Source organism: Sphingobacterium sp. BIGb0165, from assembly GCF_024810095.1.
Classification (GTDB): domain Bacteria; phylum Bacteroidota; class Bacteroidia; order Sphingobacteriales; family Sphingobacteriaceae; genus Sphingobacterium; species Sphingobacterium detergens.
Map to the genome: position 1 here is coordinate 599,971 of NZ_JANUEB010000003.1, position 14,946 is coordinate 614,916.

At 38.5% G+C, this 14,946-nt stretch carries 18 protein-coding genes; 10 read left to right on the forward strand and 8 right to left on the reverse strand.

Annotated features, from left to right (window positions below):
* Nucleotides 1–62 precede the first annotated feature (62 nt).
* Complete coding sequence (locus M2408_RS09045; RefSeq protein ID WP_259181022.1) at nucleotides 63–959, reverse strand: helix-turn-helix transcriptional regulator; 897 nt, start codon at nucleotides 957–959, stop codon at nucleotides 63–65.
* Nucleotides 960–1,201: 242 nt separating this feature from the next.
* Between M2408_RS09045 and M2408_RS09050 the strand changes: the two genes are divergently transcribed.
* Entirely contained in the window at nucleotides 1,202–1,729 is a 528-nt protein-coding gene (locus M2408_RS09050) for a DUF4442 domain-containing protein (RefSeq protein ID WP_259181023.1), read from the forward strand.
* Between the two features lie 60 nt (nucleotides 1,730–1,789).
* Here the strand turns inward: M2408_RS09050 and M2408_RS09055 are convergent, their stop codons facing one another.
* Complete coding sequence (locus M2408_RS09055; protein ID WP_259181025.1) at nucleotides 1,790–2,125, reverse strand: hypothetical protein; 336 nt, start codon at nucleotides 2,123–2,125, stop codon at nucleotides 1,790–1,792.
* Nucleotides 2,126–2,718: 593 nt separating this feature from the next.
* On the opposite strand from M2408_RS09055, the gene M2408_RS09060 reads away from it, so the two are divergent.
* Entirely contained in the window at nucleotides 2,719–3,117 is a 399-nt protein-coding gene (locus tag M2408_RS09060) for a hypothetical protein (protein ID WP_259181027.1), read from the forward strand.
* A 13-nt stretch (nucleotides 3,118–3,130) separates the two neighbouring features.
* The gene (locus M2408_RS09065) at nucleotides 3,131–3,457 is read left to right on the forward strand and encodes a hypothetical protein (RefSeq protein ID WP_259181028.1); all 327 of its coding nucleotides are present in this window, start codon (nucleotides 3,131–3,133) and stop codon (nucleotides 3,455–3,457) included.
* 201 nt (nucleotides 3,458–3,658) lie between these two features.
* On the opposite strand, the gene M2408_RS26340 is transcribed toward M2408_RS09065, so the two are convergent.
* Entirely contained in the window at nucleotides 3,659–3,796 is a 138-nt protein-coding gene (locus tag M2408_RS26340) for a luciferase family protein (RefSeq protein WP_409049484.1), read from the reverse strand.
* A 374-nt stretch (nucleotides 3,797–4,170) separates the two neighbouring features.
* Complete coding sequence (locus M2408_RS09070; RefSeq protein ID WP_259181030.1) at nucleotides 4,171–4,512, reverse strand: hypothetical protein; 342 nt, start codon at nucleotides 4,510–4,512, stop codon at nucleotides 4,171–4,173.
* 461 nt (nucleotides 4,513–4,973) lie between these two features.
* Between M2408_RS09070 and dinB the strand changes: the two genes are divergently transcribed.
* Together dinB and M2408_RS09080 are read left to right on the forward strand one after the other, a co-directional pair.
* Complete coding sequence (dinB, locus tag M2408_RS09075; RefSeq protein ID WP_259181032.1) at nucleotides 4,974–6,155, forward strand: DNA polymerase IV; 1,182 nt, start codon at nucleotides 4,974–4,976, stop codon at nucleotides 6,153–6,155.
* On the forward strand, nucleotides 6,136–9,072 hold the full coding sequence (locus tag M2408_RS09080; RefSeq protein WP_259181035.1) for a DNA polymerase III subunit alpha: 2,937 nt from the start codon (nucleotides 6,136–6,138) through the stop codon (nucleotides 9,070–9,072). The genes dinB and M2408_RS09080 overlap by 20 nt, the downstream gene beginning before the upstream one ends.
* A 148-nt stretch (nucleotides 9,073–9,220) precedes the next feature.
* Here the strand turns inward: M2408_RS09080 and M2408_RS09085 are convergent, their stop codons facing one another.
* Complete coding sequence (locus tag M2408_RS09085; protein WP_259181037.1) at nucleotides 9,221–9,823, reverse strand: FMN-dependent NADH-azoreductase; 603 nt, start codon at nucleotides 9,821–9,823, stop codon at nucleotides 9,221–9,223.
* A 109-nt stretch (nucleotides 9,824–9,932) separates the two neighbouring features.
* On the opposite strand from M2408_RS09085, the gene M2408_RS09090 reads away from it, so the two are divergent.
* Nucleotides 9,933–10,319 (forward strand): helix-turn-helix domain-containing protein, encoded by a 387-nt coding sequence (locus M2408_RS09090; RefSeq protein WP_259181039.1) that lies wholly within the window; start codon nucleotides 9,933–9,935, stop codon nucleotides 10,317–10,319.
* Nucleotides 10,320–10,472: 153 nt separating this feature from the next.
* On the opposite strand, the gene M2408_RS09095 is transcribed toward M2408_RS09090, so the two are convergent.
* Nucleotides 10,473–10,850, reverse strand: a complete 378-nt coding sequence (locus M2408_RS09095) for a helix-turn-helix domain-containing protein (protein WP_259181040.1) — start codon at nucleotides 10,848–10,850, stop codon at nucleotides 10,473–10,475.
* 133 nt (nucleotides 10,851–10,983) lie between these two features.
* On the opposite strand from M2408_RS09095, the gene M2408_RS09100 reads away from it, so the two are divergent.
* Complete coding sequence (locus M2408_RS09100) at nucleotides 10,984–11,931, forward strand: NmrA/HSCARG family protein (RefSeq protein WP_259181042.1); 948 nt, start codon at nucleotides 10,984–10,986, stop codon at nucleotides 11,929–11,931.
* A gap of 122 nt (nucleotides 11,932–12,053) precedes the next feature.
* On the opposite strand, the gene M2408_RS09105 is transcribed toward M2408_RS09100, so the two are convergent.
* Complete coding sequence (locus M2408_RS09105) at nucleotides 12,054–12,686, reverse strand: hypothetical protein (RefSeq protein WP_259181043.1); 633 nt, start codon at nucleotides 12,684–12,686, stop codon at nucleotides 12,054–12,056.
* Between the two features lie 16 nt (nucleotides 12,687–12,702).
* Nucleotides 12,703–13,680, reverse strand: a complete 978-nt coding sequence (locus tag M2408_RS09110) for a helix-turn-helix transcriptional regulator (protein WP_259181045.1) — start codon at nucleotides 13,678–13,680, stop codon at nucleotides 12,703–12,705.
* Nucleotides 13,681–13,879: 199 nt separating this feature from the next.
* On the opposite strand from M2408_RS09110, the gene M2408_RS09115 reads away from it, so the two are divergent.
* The 3 genes from M2408_RS09115 to M2408_RS09125 all read left to right on the forward strand — a co-directional run bounded on the left by M2408_RS09115 (nucleotide 13,880) and on the right by M2408_RS09125 (nucleotide 14,932).
* Entirely contained in the window at nucleotides 13,880–14,137 is a 258-nt protein-coding gene (locus tag M2408_RS09115; protein ID WP_259181047.1) for a hypothetical protein, read from the forward strand.
* Nucleotides 14,138–14,242: 105 nt separating this feature from the next.
* The gene (locus M2408_RS09120; RefSeq protein ID WP_259181048.1) at nucleotides 14,243–14,515 is read left to right on the forward strand and encodes a hypothetical protein; all 273 of its coding nucleotides are present in this window, start codon (nucleotides 14,243–14,245) and stop codon (nucleotides 14,513–14,515) included.
* A 63-nt stretch (nucleotides 14,516–14,578) separates the two neighbouring features.
* Nucleotides 14,579–14,932: a hypothetical protein gene (locus M2408_RS09125; RefSeq protein WP_259181049.1), complete on the forward strand. Its 354-nt coding sequence runs from the start codon at nucleotides 14,579–14,581 to the stop codon at nucleotides 14,930–14,932.
* Nucleotides 14,933–14,946: the final 14 nt, after the last annotated feature.

Here is a 14,946-nt window from a genome sequence, read left to right on the forward strand (position 1 = left end):
TGTTAACATAGTAAATTGTATTGTATCGAAACGGAAATGCTTTGATACGAAATGGGAGTATTTTAATGCGCTGAATTTAGCCTATCTTGTAATGGGGAGGTGCCGAAAAAACGTTGATACAAGCTAGAGAAATGCCCTCTATTACTATAACCTATTATTTGGCTGATTGTTGCAATAGGTAGGTCAGTGGTTCTAATAAGTTCACGGGCCTGTTCAAGACGTAGTTTGATATGGTATTGATGAATCGGTAAACCATATATTTTCTTGAAATTTTTTTTAAGATCATATTCGTTTAACCCGACTTTTCTACTAAGAAGTTTGATAGAGAGCGTTTTGTTGATATGATTCTGTACAATCTCATGAGCATTATTTACCGCTGAAAGATGCCGATTGGATATATCATCAAAGTGGAGATCTATTTCTTCAGTACGCAGATAATCGATCCAGTAATAAATGAATTCCAGCATTTTGCTCTCTAACAACATTGCGCTGGGAATATCGTCCGGACTCAACGTTAATATTTGCTTCTGTAGGTTGATGATGTTATTATTGTAACAGTACTTTTCAAAATGATCTGGAAATCGGCCATTATGGAGATTGAGGTATTTTTCAGGAATAAAAAAACGGAAACCATCCACTTCAGTGATTTCCCATTCAAATCTTTTATCGCCTTCAATTGAAGCGGAATGTATTTGGCCACTTTTGTTGACGCGAAAATCTATTAATCCTTTTTTACCCACTTGATCCTTTGAGATAAACATAGATTCTTCCTTAAATTTCCATTTCCCTCTAAAATAATGGATATCGTTGCGGATATACAACTGTAGGGCACCCTCTCCAACATTTTCTGGAAACATAAGGTTTATTGAGTTCCATGCACCATTATTCCCAAAGCTGTAGTTGTTGGTCAATGTAGCTGCAAAATCTGCAGGGTCGATGTAAGGCAATTTAAGTTCCATTTTCTTAACAATTGGTTTATTTCGGTATTAAGCTAATGATTCTACTGTTGCTAATATAAACATTTTCAGTGGATTAAAAGATGATGTAAAAGTAAGAATTTTCATCACCTGTGTATGTGATCGTCCCTTCTGGATGCAAATTAATTCATATATGGAGTTTAATTGCAAAACTAAGGTCGTAATCGTGATGTGAAATGTTGAAGAAAATTCATAGATTCATGGTGGATTAATCGAGAAATCTTATGTCATTTTATCAAACAATCTCAAGAATAGGTTCGAAATATCTAGGAGTTGCGAAGACTTTTAAATGGGGATTTAACCTCTCACCGATGTACAGACGTAGTACGGGCCGAATAGAATATGTATCGGATGATCTATATGATATCCGTATTAGGCTTCCCATCAGTTATAAAAACAGAAATTATATGGGAACAATTTTTGGTGGCAGCATGTTTTCTGCAGTTGACCCTATTCCTATGGTACAACTTATTAATTTATTGGGTAACAAATATGTAGTTTGGGATAAGGCGGCCGAAATTTATTTTAAACGTCCTGGAAATGAAGATTTATATGCTTATTTCCAGTATACAAAAGAAGAGCTAGAGGAGATAATTGCTGGGGTAGAAAGCGACAAGGAAATAGAAATAATAAAAGTAACTAAGCTTACGAATAAAGATCAATCGATTCTATTTTGTGAAATTCGAAAAACTATTTATATCGCAGATAAAGAGTATTTTAAAAATAAACGAAAAAAAGGTGAATCCACCTGATTATTGCCTCCTCGTTCTTTCAGATTGCAGGATAACCGGGTAACGCTATGGATTAAATTTTTATTTACTGGCGTAATAACAACTTTGACTATAAAGACGCTGTAAATTTGCAGTCGAAAGCCAGTTATATTTTGTGAGTATAAACTGTTTGAATTGGTTGAATGCTACAAATTCAACTCCTGAATCGGAGCGAATGGGATTCTCGGCCACGTAGTTATGTGCAATTTGATGTACCCTCTTGCAGATCAGATTGCATTCTTCCTGTTGTTGCTTATTTAGATTAGGAAATTTAATTTCCAGCCTTTCATTTATAGGTTTTAACCAATTTTTTCCAAATTCCATGGATAGTTGGAGTCCATAATTTAATACTTCAATTGATAGGTTCATTTGAGCCATAAATCATAATAAGTTTGTTGATCTAGTTTTGTTTTTGCTCGCTATAGACGCTTACTTGTATAGGTTCTTGATTAGCTTTTTATACTATTTCTAAGATAGCAATTTATCCTTAAAAACGTATTTGTCATCTCTGTAACAATTTAAACCGAATCCTACCTGTTACCATTTCAGGATTGTCTCATTCTTGAAGCTTTCCTATTGGAAAGTTTACAATAGGATTATTGTATATTGATCTAGTGAACTACATTATATCGGTATAATTTCTGGAAATTCTTTAAAATATCTTGATAGATAGGATAGGAGGCCTATTTTATTGACTTTCTATCTTCAAATAGATACGATAGACCCGACAGCACTCTCATGTTGGCTAGTGCGACCAAACTCAGATTAAAAAAAAATTTCGAGAAAATCAATTCAAAATTAATTACAATTTGACCAATCCTTTCTCCGAAAGGATCTAAATAACTTTATTATCTTTAGATGGAAGAGCAATCATCACTTCATCCATTTGACTAATCTTTGCTAAGATATTGTCAATGAACGAAAAGCTCTATCGTTATCTCAATACATACTTATTCTAATTAGGAGGTAATATGGCTAGTTTAGCAAAATATGTTTCGAACGACAACCCAGAATTCTCAGTATTTATCGAAGATGATGATAAAGTCTGTTATGCATACTTATGGAAAGAGGGTGAAAAAATAATTGCTGATGTATGGTTGTACAATAGTGCTCCAACTCCGGTTGAACCCGAATGGGATAGCCAAGAGAATCTCCCATTTTTAAACCCGATAGCATTTGTCGGAGAAAATCTGGAACCATTTAATGCTAGTACAATTGTTGAAGTGAATTGGGAATTTGGTGATGAAACAGTCGCTAAGATATTTGTTTCATCCAGATTGATTGCAAAGCTTACCGAGGGATCATGTCCGGGCTGGTCAAGTCTTGTTCGTAAAGACGGGCCATTAGCACAGAAGATGCAATGCCCTTAATAAACAAGTTTCTATGATAAAAAATGTATATAGTCCAATATTGGAGTGTTATTTTAAGAGGGCGATCGATTCATTTTACAGCTGTATCGAACTAGAAGAGAATTCTTGCTTATTTAAAGAAATAGCTATATCGGCTAGTGATGTCCAACTGGAAAGGGATTCGATAAAATTTTTATATAATGTTATGCGCAGTAAGCACCATGTCATCGAGGTTAGCTTGAATTTATTGTCAAAAGAATCAAATGTGGGCTATTATACATTGATCCTAAATGAAGAAAATCAGGCATTGGACGACTATCTAGTTTTCAAGACCAGAAATGTGAATACCTTTGAATATTAGATTAGTTTTTGTTCAAATTAATAATAAATTATGTTAAGTTATATCGCAGCGATCTGCCTAGTTTTCTTGGGAATAATGCTTAAATATTCCTCCCAAGACAGTTATAGTCCATTAAGAAAATATTGGATTTTTTTTACGATTGGAGGGTTGTTGTCCCTACTTTATAACCTATTTCAATTACTTTAGGTGATATACAAAATTCTACTTTTGTTTAACACGATCGTAAGCCATATTCAAGAGGTAACATGCATAGCCTATGTCTTGTTTATTGTGAAGCTGGAAACTTATCCATCCTGAATTTTTAAATACATGATGATCCTTAATTTTTCCTTTAAGCATCAGCGATTGCTACCCCCTGTACCTTTATCGAGTCATCTATATGACCTTGGATTTTGAAGATCATCGTAATAGCATCACTTATATTGGTCTCAGCATTTAAGAACGTATCTTTACTAACATCTGACACCCGCCATTCGCCACGATTTCTATTATTACACGAAACAAACGTTGTAGCTAAAAAAACTAGGGAGAATAAAATAAATCTGTAATTCTTACAAAACATATTACTATTTTCTTTAATTTGAAAATTGATTGATACCTTCTCAATTTGAATTTATCGATCGGGTGAAATCTTATTGTATTACTATGTTTCGAAAACTTTCTCTATTGGATCAATAACAGGCAGAAATCAATGCGGTAGAAGAGAACCAAAATTAACCTGTATAATTTGTCAGCATGAAATAGGTAAGACTAAAAGATACAACACATACGATAGAAAAGATCAAAAAAATAATTGCCGTATGATAGTCTCTGACTATTTTGATATGTTCAAGTTTTGAGTAAGGTTTAGATAAATGCCACAGACAATTTATAATATAAACAATTCCGATCAATGCAATAGCACCGCCCAATACGAAGGAAATTAGGAGTAAAAGAAGCACAACAGAGGCTCCGGTTGTAGAAATTCGCAACTCCTCCTTCTCGATAGGATCACTGTATCGAGGGAAAGATAAACCTGCGATCCTGATTTTGCTTTTCTCGTATTTTACTTTCATTACTATTCTTTCATTATTGTAATAGTGGTTCGTGTTTTTCTTGTTCAAGCACCCGTAAAGATGAATATGCACAGTCTAAAACAAATTTCTTATGCTATGCAAATGTTGCATTAGAAAGGATTGTTTTTAAGCGTAAATAGGTTATAAAAGTGCTAACAAGCATTTTCTCTATCGTGTAAATTTAGTTAAAACTGTGGTGAAGTCTGTATACTCTTACAATTTAGTAAGAATTTAAGAGATAGATGATCTTAAATTACGATACCAATTATTTTTTTCGTAAAAACCAACCGTACAAGCTTATTTAAATCAATATAGTCTACAAATTATCTGGTTGATCCTGAATATGATAAAATTAAATCAATCTTCCGTATTCAAAATTGCTAATAATATTAGTAATTTTGAATACGGAAACTGCCGAAAATAAAAGTCGTGCGGAACGGCTGGATAGCGAATAGAAAAACATGGAAAGGAGTATAGTACATTGTGATCTAGATACATTCTTTGTATCTGTCGAGCGTTTGCAGAATAGCAAGCTTATCGGAGTACCTGTGCTCATAGGGGGGAGTAGTGACCGCGGGGTAGTTGCGTCCTGTTCCTATGAGGCCCGTAAGTTTGGCGTACATTCCGCTATGCCGATGCGGTTAGCCCTACGTATGTGTCCCGAAGCTATTGTGGTGCGGGGGGATCATGATATATATAGTCAGTATTCCAGTATTGTGACGCAGATCATCGAAGAGGAGACACCCATTGTTGAAAAAGCAAGTATAGACGAGCATTACCTTGATGTCTCGGGAATGGACCGCTTTTTTGGCTGTTGGAAATGGACACAAGAGCTTCGCCAGCGGATTATCAAAGAAACAGGATTGCCGATCAGCTTTGGACTATCCGTCAACAAGACCGTTTCGAAGATCGCTACCGGGACAGCCAAGCCCTGTGGCGAAAAACAAGTTCAAGGCGGTACGGAAAAAGGATTCCTAGCTCCGCTGTCCATCCGCAAGATCCCCATGGTCGGGGAGAAATCTTTTACCCTGCTGCGTAATATGGGGATCTCCAAGATCGGAACCTTACAGCAGATGGAAGTATTCACGATGCAGAAAGTCCTCGGCGAGAATGGGATTAACATCTGGCGTAAAGCCAATGGTCTGGACGATTCATTGGTCGTACCTTTTCGTGAACAAAAGTCGATGTCCAAGGAAAACACCTTTCAGCAGGATACCATCGATATGGATGTACTCCGCTGCACCCTGATCAGCATGATCGATACACTGGCCTTCGATCTGCGGAAAGATCAGAAGTTGACGAGTTGTGTCACCCTCAAAATCCGTTATAGCAATTTCGATACCCATACCCAGCAGTTGCAGGTCGGTTACACCAACTCCGATCGAAAGTTAACGGAAGTTGTGCTCTCCCTTTTTAAGAAACTGTATAGCCGCAGGATGCTGATACGCCTTATCGGGATCAAGTTCTCCGGACTGATCTACGGTTCCTATCAGACCGACCTCTTTGACGATAGTGCCGAAGAGGTCAACCTGATGCAGGCCATGGATAAGATCCGGAAACGTTATGGTACCGAATTTCTGATGAAAGGTATCTGTGCACCACTACCAGAGAAAGGAGGGGAGCATGCTCTTAAATCTACATAGTTATTTTAGCCTACGCTTTGGTACACTGAGTTTACTGGATCTTATTTCGGGGATGCGGGCAGGTGGCTATGATACTGCCGTGCTGACAGATATTAACAACAGTTCAGGATCGCTGGATTTTATTAAAATGGGGCGTGAAGCTGGGCTCAATCTCCTTGCTGGCATGGAATTCCGTGATGGCGATCAGCTTTGTTTCGTCGCTATCGCCAAGAATGAACAGGGATTCCGTGAGATCAACGAGTACCGGACCAAGCTCAATATGGAAAACCGCACCACAGCCGAGCGTGCACCTGAGTTTGAACAGGTCTTTGTAATCTATCCCTTTAGCCGGATCAAGACATTTCAATTGCGGGACTTTGAATACATAGGTATCCGCCCGAGTGAGCTTACCCGCGCGAAACTGCTGGAGCGGAAGCTGCTTGACCGCTGTGTGATCCTGGCTCCCGTTAGTTTCCGCAAAGCTGATTATACCCTGCATCGGCAACTGCGAGCTATTGACAACAATCTGCTGATATCCCAATTGGAAAGAGAGCAGGTCGCCGCCGAAGATGAAGTCTTTGTTGCTAAGATCAAGCTGATGCAACTATTTTCCGAGTTACCACAACTGCTGGCCAATACCAACCGTATACTAGGACAATGTTCCTTCAGTTTTGATTTTACAAGTGTCAAGAATAAAGCGACCTTTACCGACAATCGCTACAACGATAAGCAGCTATTGCATAAGTACTGCATGGAGGGCTTTGCCAGACGTTATGGCCGGAAGGATGGCATCGCTGCCGATCGGATCCAGCGCGAACTCAAAATCATTGAAAACCTGCGTTTCTCGAGTTATTTCCTTATTACCGATGATATCTGTCGGCATGCGCGTAGTCGCAGTTTTTATTACGTAGGCCGTGGGTCAGGAGCCAATTCTGCTGTGGCCTATTGCCTCGGAATTACGGATGTTGATCCCATAGCCCTCAACCTTCCTTTTGAGCGTTTCCTCAATCCGAAGCGGAAGAGTCCACCGGACTTTGATGTCGACTTTAGTTGGAATGAGCGGGATGAAATGTATGCATATATTTTTAATCGTTATCAGGCCGGCCATACCGCATTGATGGGCGCCATGAGTACATTTCGGTCGCGTAGTATCCTGCGTGAACTCGGTAAGGTATATGGTCTTCCCAAAGCAGAGATCGACCGACTGGTGCACGAGCCGGGGCATATGCTCAATAAAAATGAAGTGACCAATACCATTTTGAGCGTGTATAACCGCATGGCCGATTTTCCCAATCAACGAACCATTCATGCCAGTGGGGTACTGATTTCTGAGGAGCCGCTGACATGTTATTCTGCCATGGACAATCCACCCAAAGGACTACCCACCATGCAGTTTGATATGTATGTTGCCGAGGATATCGGTTTTGAAAAATTTGATATCCTCTCTCAGCGCGGTATCGGCCATATCCAAGATTGCCGTACCATCGTTCGGGAGAACCTGGGCGTTGTCATTGACACTGACAATCCAAAGCGCTTTTTCGAGGACGACAATATTGCCGCACAGCTCAAATCAGCCAATACCATTGGCTGCTTCTACGTCGAAAGCCCGGCCATGCGACAGCTACTGACCAAGCTACGCTGCGATGATTACCTGACTTTGGTGGCGGCCTCATCCATTATCCGGCCTGGTGTAGCCAGTTCAGGCATGATGGGTGAATACATCCGTCGCCATCACGATCCCAGCACGGTAGTCTATCCACATCCTGTATTCAAGGAACAGCTTGAAGAAACCTATGGCGTTATGGTGTATCAGGAGGATGTAATGAAAATCGCCAATGCCTATGGTGGACTTGATATGGCCGATGCAGATGTGCTGCGCCGTATGATGTCGGGCAAATATCGCAGCAAGGATCATCTGATTGAGATCGAGGACAAGTTCTTTTCCAACTGCAAAACCAAAGGCTATGATGAAAAAATCAGCCAGGAGATCTGGCGTCAGATGGAAAGCTTTGCCGGATACTCGTTTAACAAGGCACACTCGGCATCCTATGCAGTAGAGAGTTACCAGAGCCTGTTTCTCAAGACCTATTACCCCTTGGAGTTTATGGTTGCTGTACTCAACAATTATGGTGGTTTTTACAATCGTAAGGTCTATGTCAATGAAGCGCGCGTATCCGGTGGTACCATTTGCCTGCCCTGTGTCAATCGGTCGGTTTTCAATACCTCGATCCAGGGAAAGGATATCTATCTCGGTTTTGACTGTCTGCAGAATCTGGAGGGAAAATTAGCCCATAGGATTATCTCCGAGCGCGAGCGCGATGGTATCTATCGGAGTTTGCAAGACTTTGTCAAAAGGACTCACGCGGGACTTGAGCAGGTCGTTATTTTGATCCGTGTCGGTGCTTTGCGGTTTACGGGGATAGGGAAGAAGGAGTCGCTGTGGGAGGCTCACCTGTTGATGAGTAGACACAAGCCCGCTGTGGTAGGTATGGCACTGTTTGAGACCGAGAGCTGCAAACCAATTCTTCCTGCTTTGGAAGAAGATATCCTGGAGGACTATTACGATGAGATGGAGCTGATTGGTTTTTGTGTGACGGGGTCACTCTTTGACCTTGCCAAAAGCGATTACCGTGGAGATATGCCATCCAGGGAACTTCATCTTCATGAAGGTGAAATTGTGCGCATTGTTGGCGATTTTGTCTGTGAGAAATTTGTGAAGACCAAGCGTGGCGACCAGATGAAATTCGGAACCTTCCTGGACGCTGAAGGGCATTTCTTTGACACCGTACATTTCCCACAAACGCTTGTAAAATATCCCCTAAGAGGAGCAGGCATCTATCTGGTCGAGGGCAAGGTCATTGTCGAATATGGATGTCCATCCATTGAAGTTATCCGCTGTGCGAAGATGCCTTTAAAACCCGATCCGAGGAGTGAGTAAAATAACTTAGTTAATTCATTGCTCCCCACCCTAGCATTTTGTATTTAATACATTTGCGATTTTCTTGTTAATAGCTGATTCCTCTGCCAGATAAAAAATCCTTGTCAAAATTTGAATGACAAGGATTAATTTCTGATCAGATCTTATATTAATCAATGGTAATGTTATTGATTGCTCTTTCGAGTGATGTCTCCATTATTCCGGGAATTGAAAGACCTTCTGCGCGGAAAACACTGATGTCAGAAACACCGTAAAAGCTAAAGATATTTTTTATGTAAGGAATATTGGAATCGTATATTTGGTAAGGGCCTTCCGAATAGATATTTCCAGAGGTAAAAGCAATGTAAAGCTTCTTGTCATTTAACAAGCCCTTTGGCCCATTTTCATCATATTTGAAGGTATATCCTGCCCTTGAAGTAAAATCGAAATAGGCTCTCAGGGTTGCGGGAACTGAAAAATTGTACATTGGAGAATCAATGACAATAATATCCGCTTCCTTTAATTCCGAAATTAAGCCTTCCGAATATTTGCTGATTGATTGTTGTTCTTCAGAATGATTTTCAGCTGGTGTAAAAAATGTATTTATATGCACCTCCTCTAAAAGTGGAACTTTACTTTTTGTAAGATCGCGTTCCTTTACAATGCTATCGGAATACTTTTCCTGAATTTTTTGAATAACAGCAATTCCTAATTTTCTACTTGCAGATACCTCCGCTCTTGGACTTGAAATAATGTGAAGTATGTTTTTCATTTTTCTTTGTTAAAATTTCTTTAACAAAATTATGTATATTAGCTTATCAAAAGTTAGTAGTAATCAAAAGGTTAGTAGTAACCTTTAGGTTAGTTTAATGTCGAACCCCATGGAAAATACAATTCATTTAGAGGAGCCCATCACAGCTACAAAATGTTCCGAAAATCTTTCCTCTGTTGAGGATGCAATTTATGTTATCGGCGGAAAATGGAAATTAAAGATTATTATTGTTCTGCAGGAAAACGGGAATATCAGATTTAATGAGCTTCAAAGAAATATTAAGGGCATCTCGGCGCGAGTGCTTTCAAATGAACTGAAAGACCTTGAATTAAACGGTTTTGTCAAAAGAGTTGTACATGCTGATCAAATACCAGTGGTCGTAGAGTATATTTCCACAGATTACAGCAGAACCCTTAAAAGCGTTATTATAGCACTTTCGGATTGGGGAAAAATGCATAAACGAAATATTCGGACAGAAACATTTTTAAGTCAATAAAAATTAAACTGTCAGCTCCTGATGAATATTTCCATGATGAAGTTGTTTTTGATTTTTGCTTTTCAAAACCAACCTCCTGTCTGTGAGGCTGCCTACAATCCTAAAAGAAAATAGTAATGAGCTTAGACAAGATCATCCTACAGAAACAGGATGCTATATTTTTGTCTGCACAAACTCGCCTTTTTCACTGACAACTTTATTACCCCACTCTGTAATAGCCTCCAAAACCGGAACAAATGATTGACCAAAATCGGTTAATTTATAAATGACTTTTATAGGAGGTTTTTCTCCATATACTTCCCTGGACACTAACCCATCTTTTTCCAGTTGTTTCAACTGCAGGCTCAATGTCATTTCTGTAACGGATGGCATTTCTTTACGAAGTTCACTATACCTTTTGGCCTCATCCTTTAAATGATACAGAATAACCGCTTTCCATTTTCCACCCACTAAATCCATTGTCAAACTCACCGTACAAGGGTAGCTCTTCTCATTCAGTTTTACATAATCACTGGTACATTCAATTTTCATTTTGTTTTTTTTGCAGCTATCTATTTTGATAGTTATTGCAAATCTACTTTGCTAAAATTAGTTTTGCAACTATAAAAATTATAGTCAATTAAAATTACGAACAATGATATCAAAATTAAAAAGACAAGACGCTTTGGAGCACGATGATCGACCAATAATCACCGTCGTTGGTGTTCTAGGTAAACAAGGTTTGAGCGCCGCTCGTTCACTTGTGGAAAGTGGACTTTATCAGGTACGAGGCATTACCCGCAGGGTCAATTCAGCAGAAGCGATTAAGCTGGCAGAGCAGGGAGTTGAACTAGTGAATCTGCCTCTTGATCTTGGTTATAAAAAGGCTTTTGTAGAAGCATTTAGGGGTTCTTATGGTGTTTTCTTGATGACGCCAAACATTGCCCCACCAGCTACCCACGAATTTGAATTGGGTAAAGAGTTGGCGGATGCTGCTGTGGAAGCTGGTGTACAGCATCTCATTTTCAGCAGTTTGGAAAACGTGGATAAAATATCAGACGGAAAATTGTTCGCCCCTCATTTTACCGACAAGGCCAGGGTCGAAGAATATATCCGAACGCTGCCCCTGACAAGCTCGTTTATTTACATGGCTTTCTTTTATACAAATCTGCTTGAATTTTATACGCCCCAAGTAAAAGGAGATAGCCTTGTGTTCCCGATTTATTTACCCAAAGATTTTCAGGCACCATTTGTTGATCCGCTTACAGCTACCGGAGCAGCAGTTCTGGAAATATTTTCCAATCCTGTTGAATATTCAGGTAAGGCCCTTCCAGTCGTAGGTGATATGATCTCCCCTGGGGAAATAGTGGAAACTTTCAAAAAAGTTACAGGTAAAAAAGCGGAGTATGCCTCGGCATATACAAAGGAGGACATGCTTAAGCACTTTCCAGAATTTGGGGCAAATGATGGTCTGGTGAGAGAGATTTTGGGGATGGCCAGTTACGCTATTGAGTATGGGTATTACGGTAAGGAACGTGACCTGGAATGGAGTAGACAGGTACATCCTCAAAGCCTTACTTGGGAGCAGTTTCTTCGCAATACAGGCTGGAAAGGTCAAAAACTTTTATTTTGATTGCACAGACCGCGGGCAATTTTAGGATTTATAGTATTCTGATCACAATACTATAAAATGTAATTCCCTCCTATGAATTTCAATAAATGACTAGTAAGCATTCTGAATCAATTGGTTTAAAACTAGTCATGTTTTTTGACAGATTCATCTATAAGTTTCATGAGATGACTAACAGTTTGAGTTACTTCTTCTTTCTGCACGACTAATGTTTTTTTCTCTAGACCCTGCGGAAGAGTAACCTTCCCATTAAATTCAGGAAGAAGCAAATTGATTTTTTCCTGATCCATTTTATTGAAGTTTAAGAAAGTCCATCTTTTTGATTCGTCTTCTTTTAACGCTAATAAGTTAGCTGAAGTGATAGCCATTTTGTCTTTTTCAGGCATCGACATTACCAATACTTGAGGAATAAAGCAATATGCTATCCTATCAATTTTTAAGACATCCATATCAACGTAATTGATAACAGAATCAATTGTAATCCCATAATGTGTAAGAGCAGAATAGACATCTTTTGTCAGTTTTGTGGCTTGATCCATCCCGCCCATGCTTTCAATTAATCGTGGAGATGTTTGACTTAAAATACCTTCAACGTCTCCAGAAATCGATGCTTTTGTCATGATCGATAATGCATCCTTAAGCTGCGTATCTTTTTGCGCAGAGCTTGTATTATAAAAAATAGTTAATAGTATAATTACTAAAAACGTTCTTTTTTGCTGGATGTTCTTATAGTGGGTGAACCCATTGATAATTCGCATAAATCTTGAATGTAGTTTATTTTAGCTGACTAGGGCGCATGCCAAATTGCTTTTGAAAGGCAGTTGAGAAAGCTTGTGTGCTACCATATCCATATTTTAACGCAATTGTGCTGATCGAATCAATATTATTCTTCTGCAATTCCTCAAAGGCTTTAGTCAAAACTGATTGATGGTAAAATTTAATAACAGAAATATTATAAATCGCCTGAAATCCTGTTGTCAATTTGAAACGGTTCAAACCAATTGTTTTGCATAGATCGTTAATAGAAAGTTGTAATATCTGATCTAGGTTTTGCAACAGCTTTCTTACTTCCTGTAGTTTTTGAATATCTAATGCACTAAATTTCAATTCTTGATGCTTAATTGATGAAATAGCATTTAGGTAATGTGCCATTATCTCATATAATTTACATTCCATAAATACCCGTCTAAAATTGCCTTTGAGCCTACATTCCAATATTTGTTTGATAATGACAGTTATGGTCTTAGAAATGTCAAAGATAACCCCCTTAACAGTTTTGGAAAAGACGGCATCAATACATTTTCTCTTTTCGGTCTTCTGATTGACATCGAAAAATTTGTCAACAACATTCAAAAAGTCCTCTTTGTTGAATATGATGGTTACCTGTTCGAATTTTTTTCCTTTCTCAGCTATGAAAAAAGAGTCTTCCCCCTGTGGATTATACATAAAGCTTTGCTGTGTACTTATTTTGGAGGTCGTTGTATAATCCCATTCATGAGCGATATTTCCCTTTAGACTGATCGTCAGTAAAATATTATTGTTATAATATTGATTGTACTGCATCTTATAGGTCTCCAGTGGAAAACCGGATAAATAGGCTAAAGTAACATTGGGTACAAGGGGAATAAGAGCAGTTTGTCCCTTACCAAGTATGGGGGCTCTAAACTTTAATATTTCGTCTTCGCAATTTTGGCGTATAATCTCTTCAAATGGCTGCTCTCTCAATTCCTTGATGACAATAGGAGCTTTCATATCAATAATTTATTGAATGAAGATACAAAAAAATAATGCGTTTCGATGCAAAAATAATGCGTTTTGATGAACATCTTTCCGATAGTTGCGCTCTAAATTTGCTATGAATAAGGAGAAGTTTCCAATTGTGAATTAAATGATAACGGGTATTTATTCCCGCAATTTTCTGACAGTAAATTTTACCGATAAAATAAAAATTATGAAACATGTTACATTACAACCAGGTCAAGAATCCGGATTGTTCGGCCCTGGTATTTTAAGGATCGATTTCGATCCAATGGGCGCCGGGCAGACTGGCTATTATGAAATCCACTATTATGGAGATAATGATAAACCGAATGGACAGTATTTAACAGGTAAAGTCAACGGGAAGTTAGGCTCTGAATATACATTAAATTATAAATTAAAGTTCAAAGTAAAAAATACCGGACAAAACACTGTAATTGGCTTTAAATAAGATTTATCATGATCTGAATAGCTCAATTCGAGAAATAGAAAAACTGTTACAAAAAGGGATGCCGAAAACTACATAGAGTAGGCTGAATTTAATAATAAAAATAGTATGCCAACAAATTTAATTCAGGCTGGTACAGTCAATAAAACCATTGACATCAGCACAAGGAAAAAAGATCAAATGACTGCAGCACTGGTAGAATCAAATACTACCGTGACAACGAAGGTAAATCTTAAATTTTCGGATCAGAAAAATAAAAGTACCTATAAGGCTTTTAATCTTACGCAAAATCAGGCGCATTCGGTTGTAGGTATTCCTGTAGGAGCGGTAGCATATAGTGTGACCGTTACTGGTGAAGATATCAATATAGCTTGGGCCTAAGTCGCTCTACTGACCAATGAGAATTTTATAAAGACAATACTTACAAATTAAAAAAAGATCATCATGGCTAGAAAAGTAAAAATGACGGTAAATAATAATACCGGTAAGGTGTTGACGTTAAAACCTACCACACCAAAACATGGAAAATTCACCACAGATCCTCCAAGTACGATTGAATCTTCCGGAAGCTGGGTCTGTACCACGCGAACAGGAGGCACAATTGGCCCTGAAGGTACAGTTATTTATCAGACTGATGGCGGAAAAATAATGATTGAGTTCTATTACAATCATCCTATGAACCATAGTAAGAGCTCATATAGAGTGACGGTCAGACCGTCCGATTCCATTGGATACGATATCAAAGGCAGTTTTGAAGGGCATGAGCAGGATATTACGTTTGAATTATACCTGATCTGAGCGAATACACGATA

Excerpts from the sequence above, each read along its gene's own strand:
- M2408_RS09105 (WP_259181043.1), bottom strand. The coding sequence starts at position 12,686 with ATGCGAATTATCAATGGGTTCACCCACTATAAGAACATCCAGCAAAAA.
- M2408_RS09050 (WP_259181023.1), top strand. The coding sequence starts at position 1,202 with ATGTCATTTTATCAAACAATCTCAAGAATAGGTTCGAAATATCTAGGA.
- M2408_RS09090 (WP_259181039.1), top strand. The coding sequence starts at position 9,933 with ATGGAAAATACAATTCATTTAGAGGAGCCCATCACAGCTACAAAATGT.
- M2408_RS09065 (WP_259181028.1), top strand. The coding sequence starts at position 3,131 with ATGATAAAAAATGTATATAGTCCAATATTGGAGTGTTATTTTAAGAGG.
- M2408_RS09125 (WP_259181049.1), top strand. The coding sequence starts at position 14,579 with ATGGCTAGAAAAGTAAAAATGACGGTAAATAATAATACCGGTAAGGTG.
- M2408_RS09055 (WP_259181025.1), bottom strand. The coding sequence starts at position 2,125 with ATGGCTCAAATGAACCTATCAATTGAAGTATTAAATTATGGACTCCAA.
- M2408_RS09045 (WP_259181022.1), bottom strand. The coding sequence starts at position 959 with ATGGAACTTAAATTGCCTTACATCGACCCTGCAGATTTTGCAGCTACA.
- M2408_RS09095 (WP_259181040.1), bottom strand. The coding sequence starts at position 10,850 with ATGAAAATTGAATGTACCAGTGATTATGTAAAACTGAATGAGAAGAGC.
- dinB (WP_259181032.1), top strand. The coding sequence starts at position 4,974 with ATGGAAAGGAGTATAGTACATTGTGATCTAGATACATTCTTTGTATCT.
- M2408_RS09060 (WP_259181027.1), top strand. The coding sequence starts at position 2,719 with ATGGCTAGTTTAGCAAAATATGTTTCGAACGACAACCCAGAATTCTCA.
- M2408_RS09120 (WP_259181048.1), top strand. The coding sequence starts at position 14,243 with ATGCCAACAAATTTAATTCAGGCTGGTACAGTCAATAAAACCATTGAC.
- M2408_RS09115 (WP_259181047.1), top strand. The coding sequence starts at position 13,880 with ATGAAACATGTTACATTACAACCAGGTCAAGAATCCGGATTGTTCGGC.
- M2408_RS09085 (WP_259181037.1), bottom strand. The coding sequence starts at position 9,823 with ATGAAAAACATACTTCACATTATTTCAAGTCCAAGAGCGGAGGTATCT.
- M2408_RS09110 (WP_259181045.1), bottom strand. The coding sequence starts at position 13,680 with ATGAAAGCTCCTATTGTCATCAAGGAATTGAGAGAGCAGCCATTTGAA.
- M2408_RS09080 (WP_259181035.1), top strand. The coding sequence starts at position 6,136 with ATGCTCTTAAATCTACATAGTTATTTTAGCCTACGCTTTGGTACACTG.
- M2408_RS26340 (WP_409049484.1), bottom strand. The coding sequence starts at position 3,796 with ATGCTTAAAGGAAAAATTAAGGATCATCATGTATTTAAAAATTCAGGA.
- M2408_RS09070 (WP_259181030.1), bottom strand. The coding sequence starts at position 4,512 with ATGAAAGTAAAATACGAGAAAAGCAAAATCAGGATCGCAGGTTTATCT.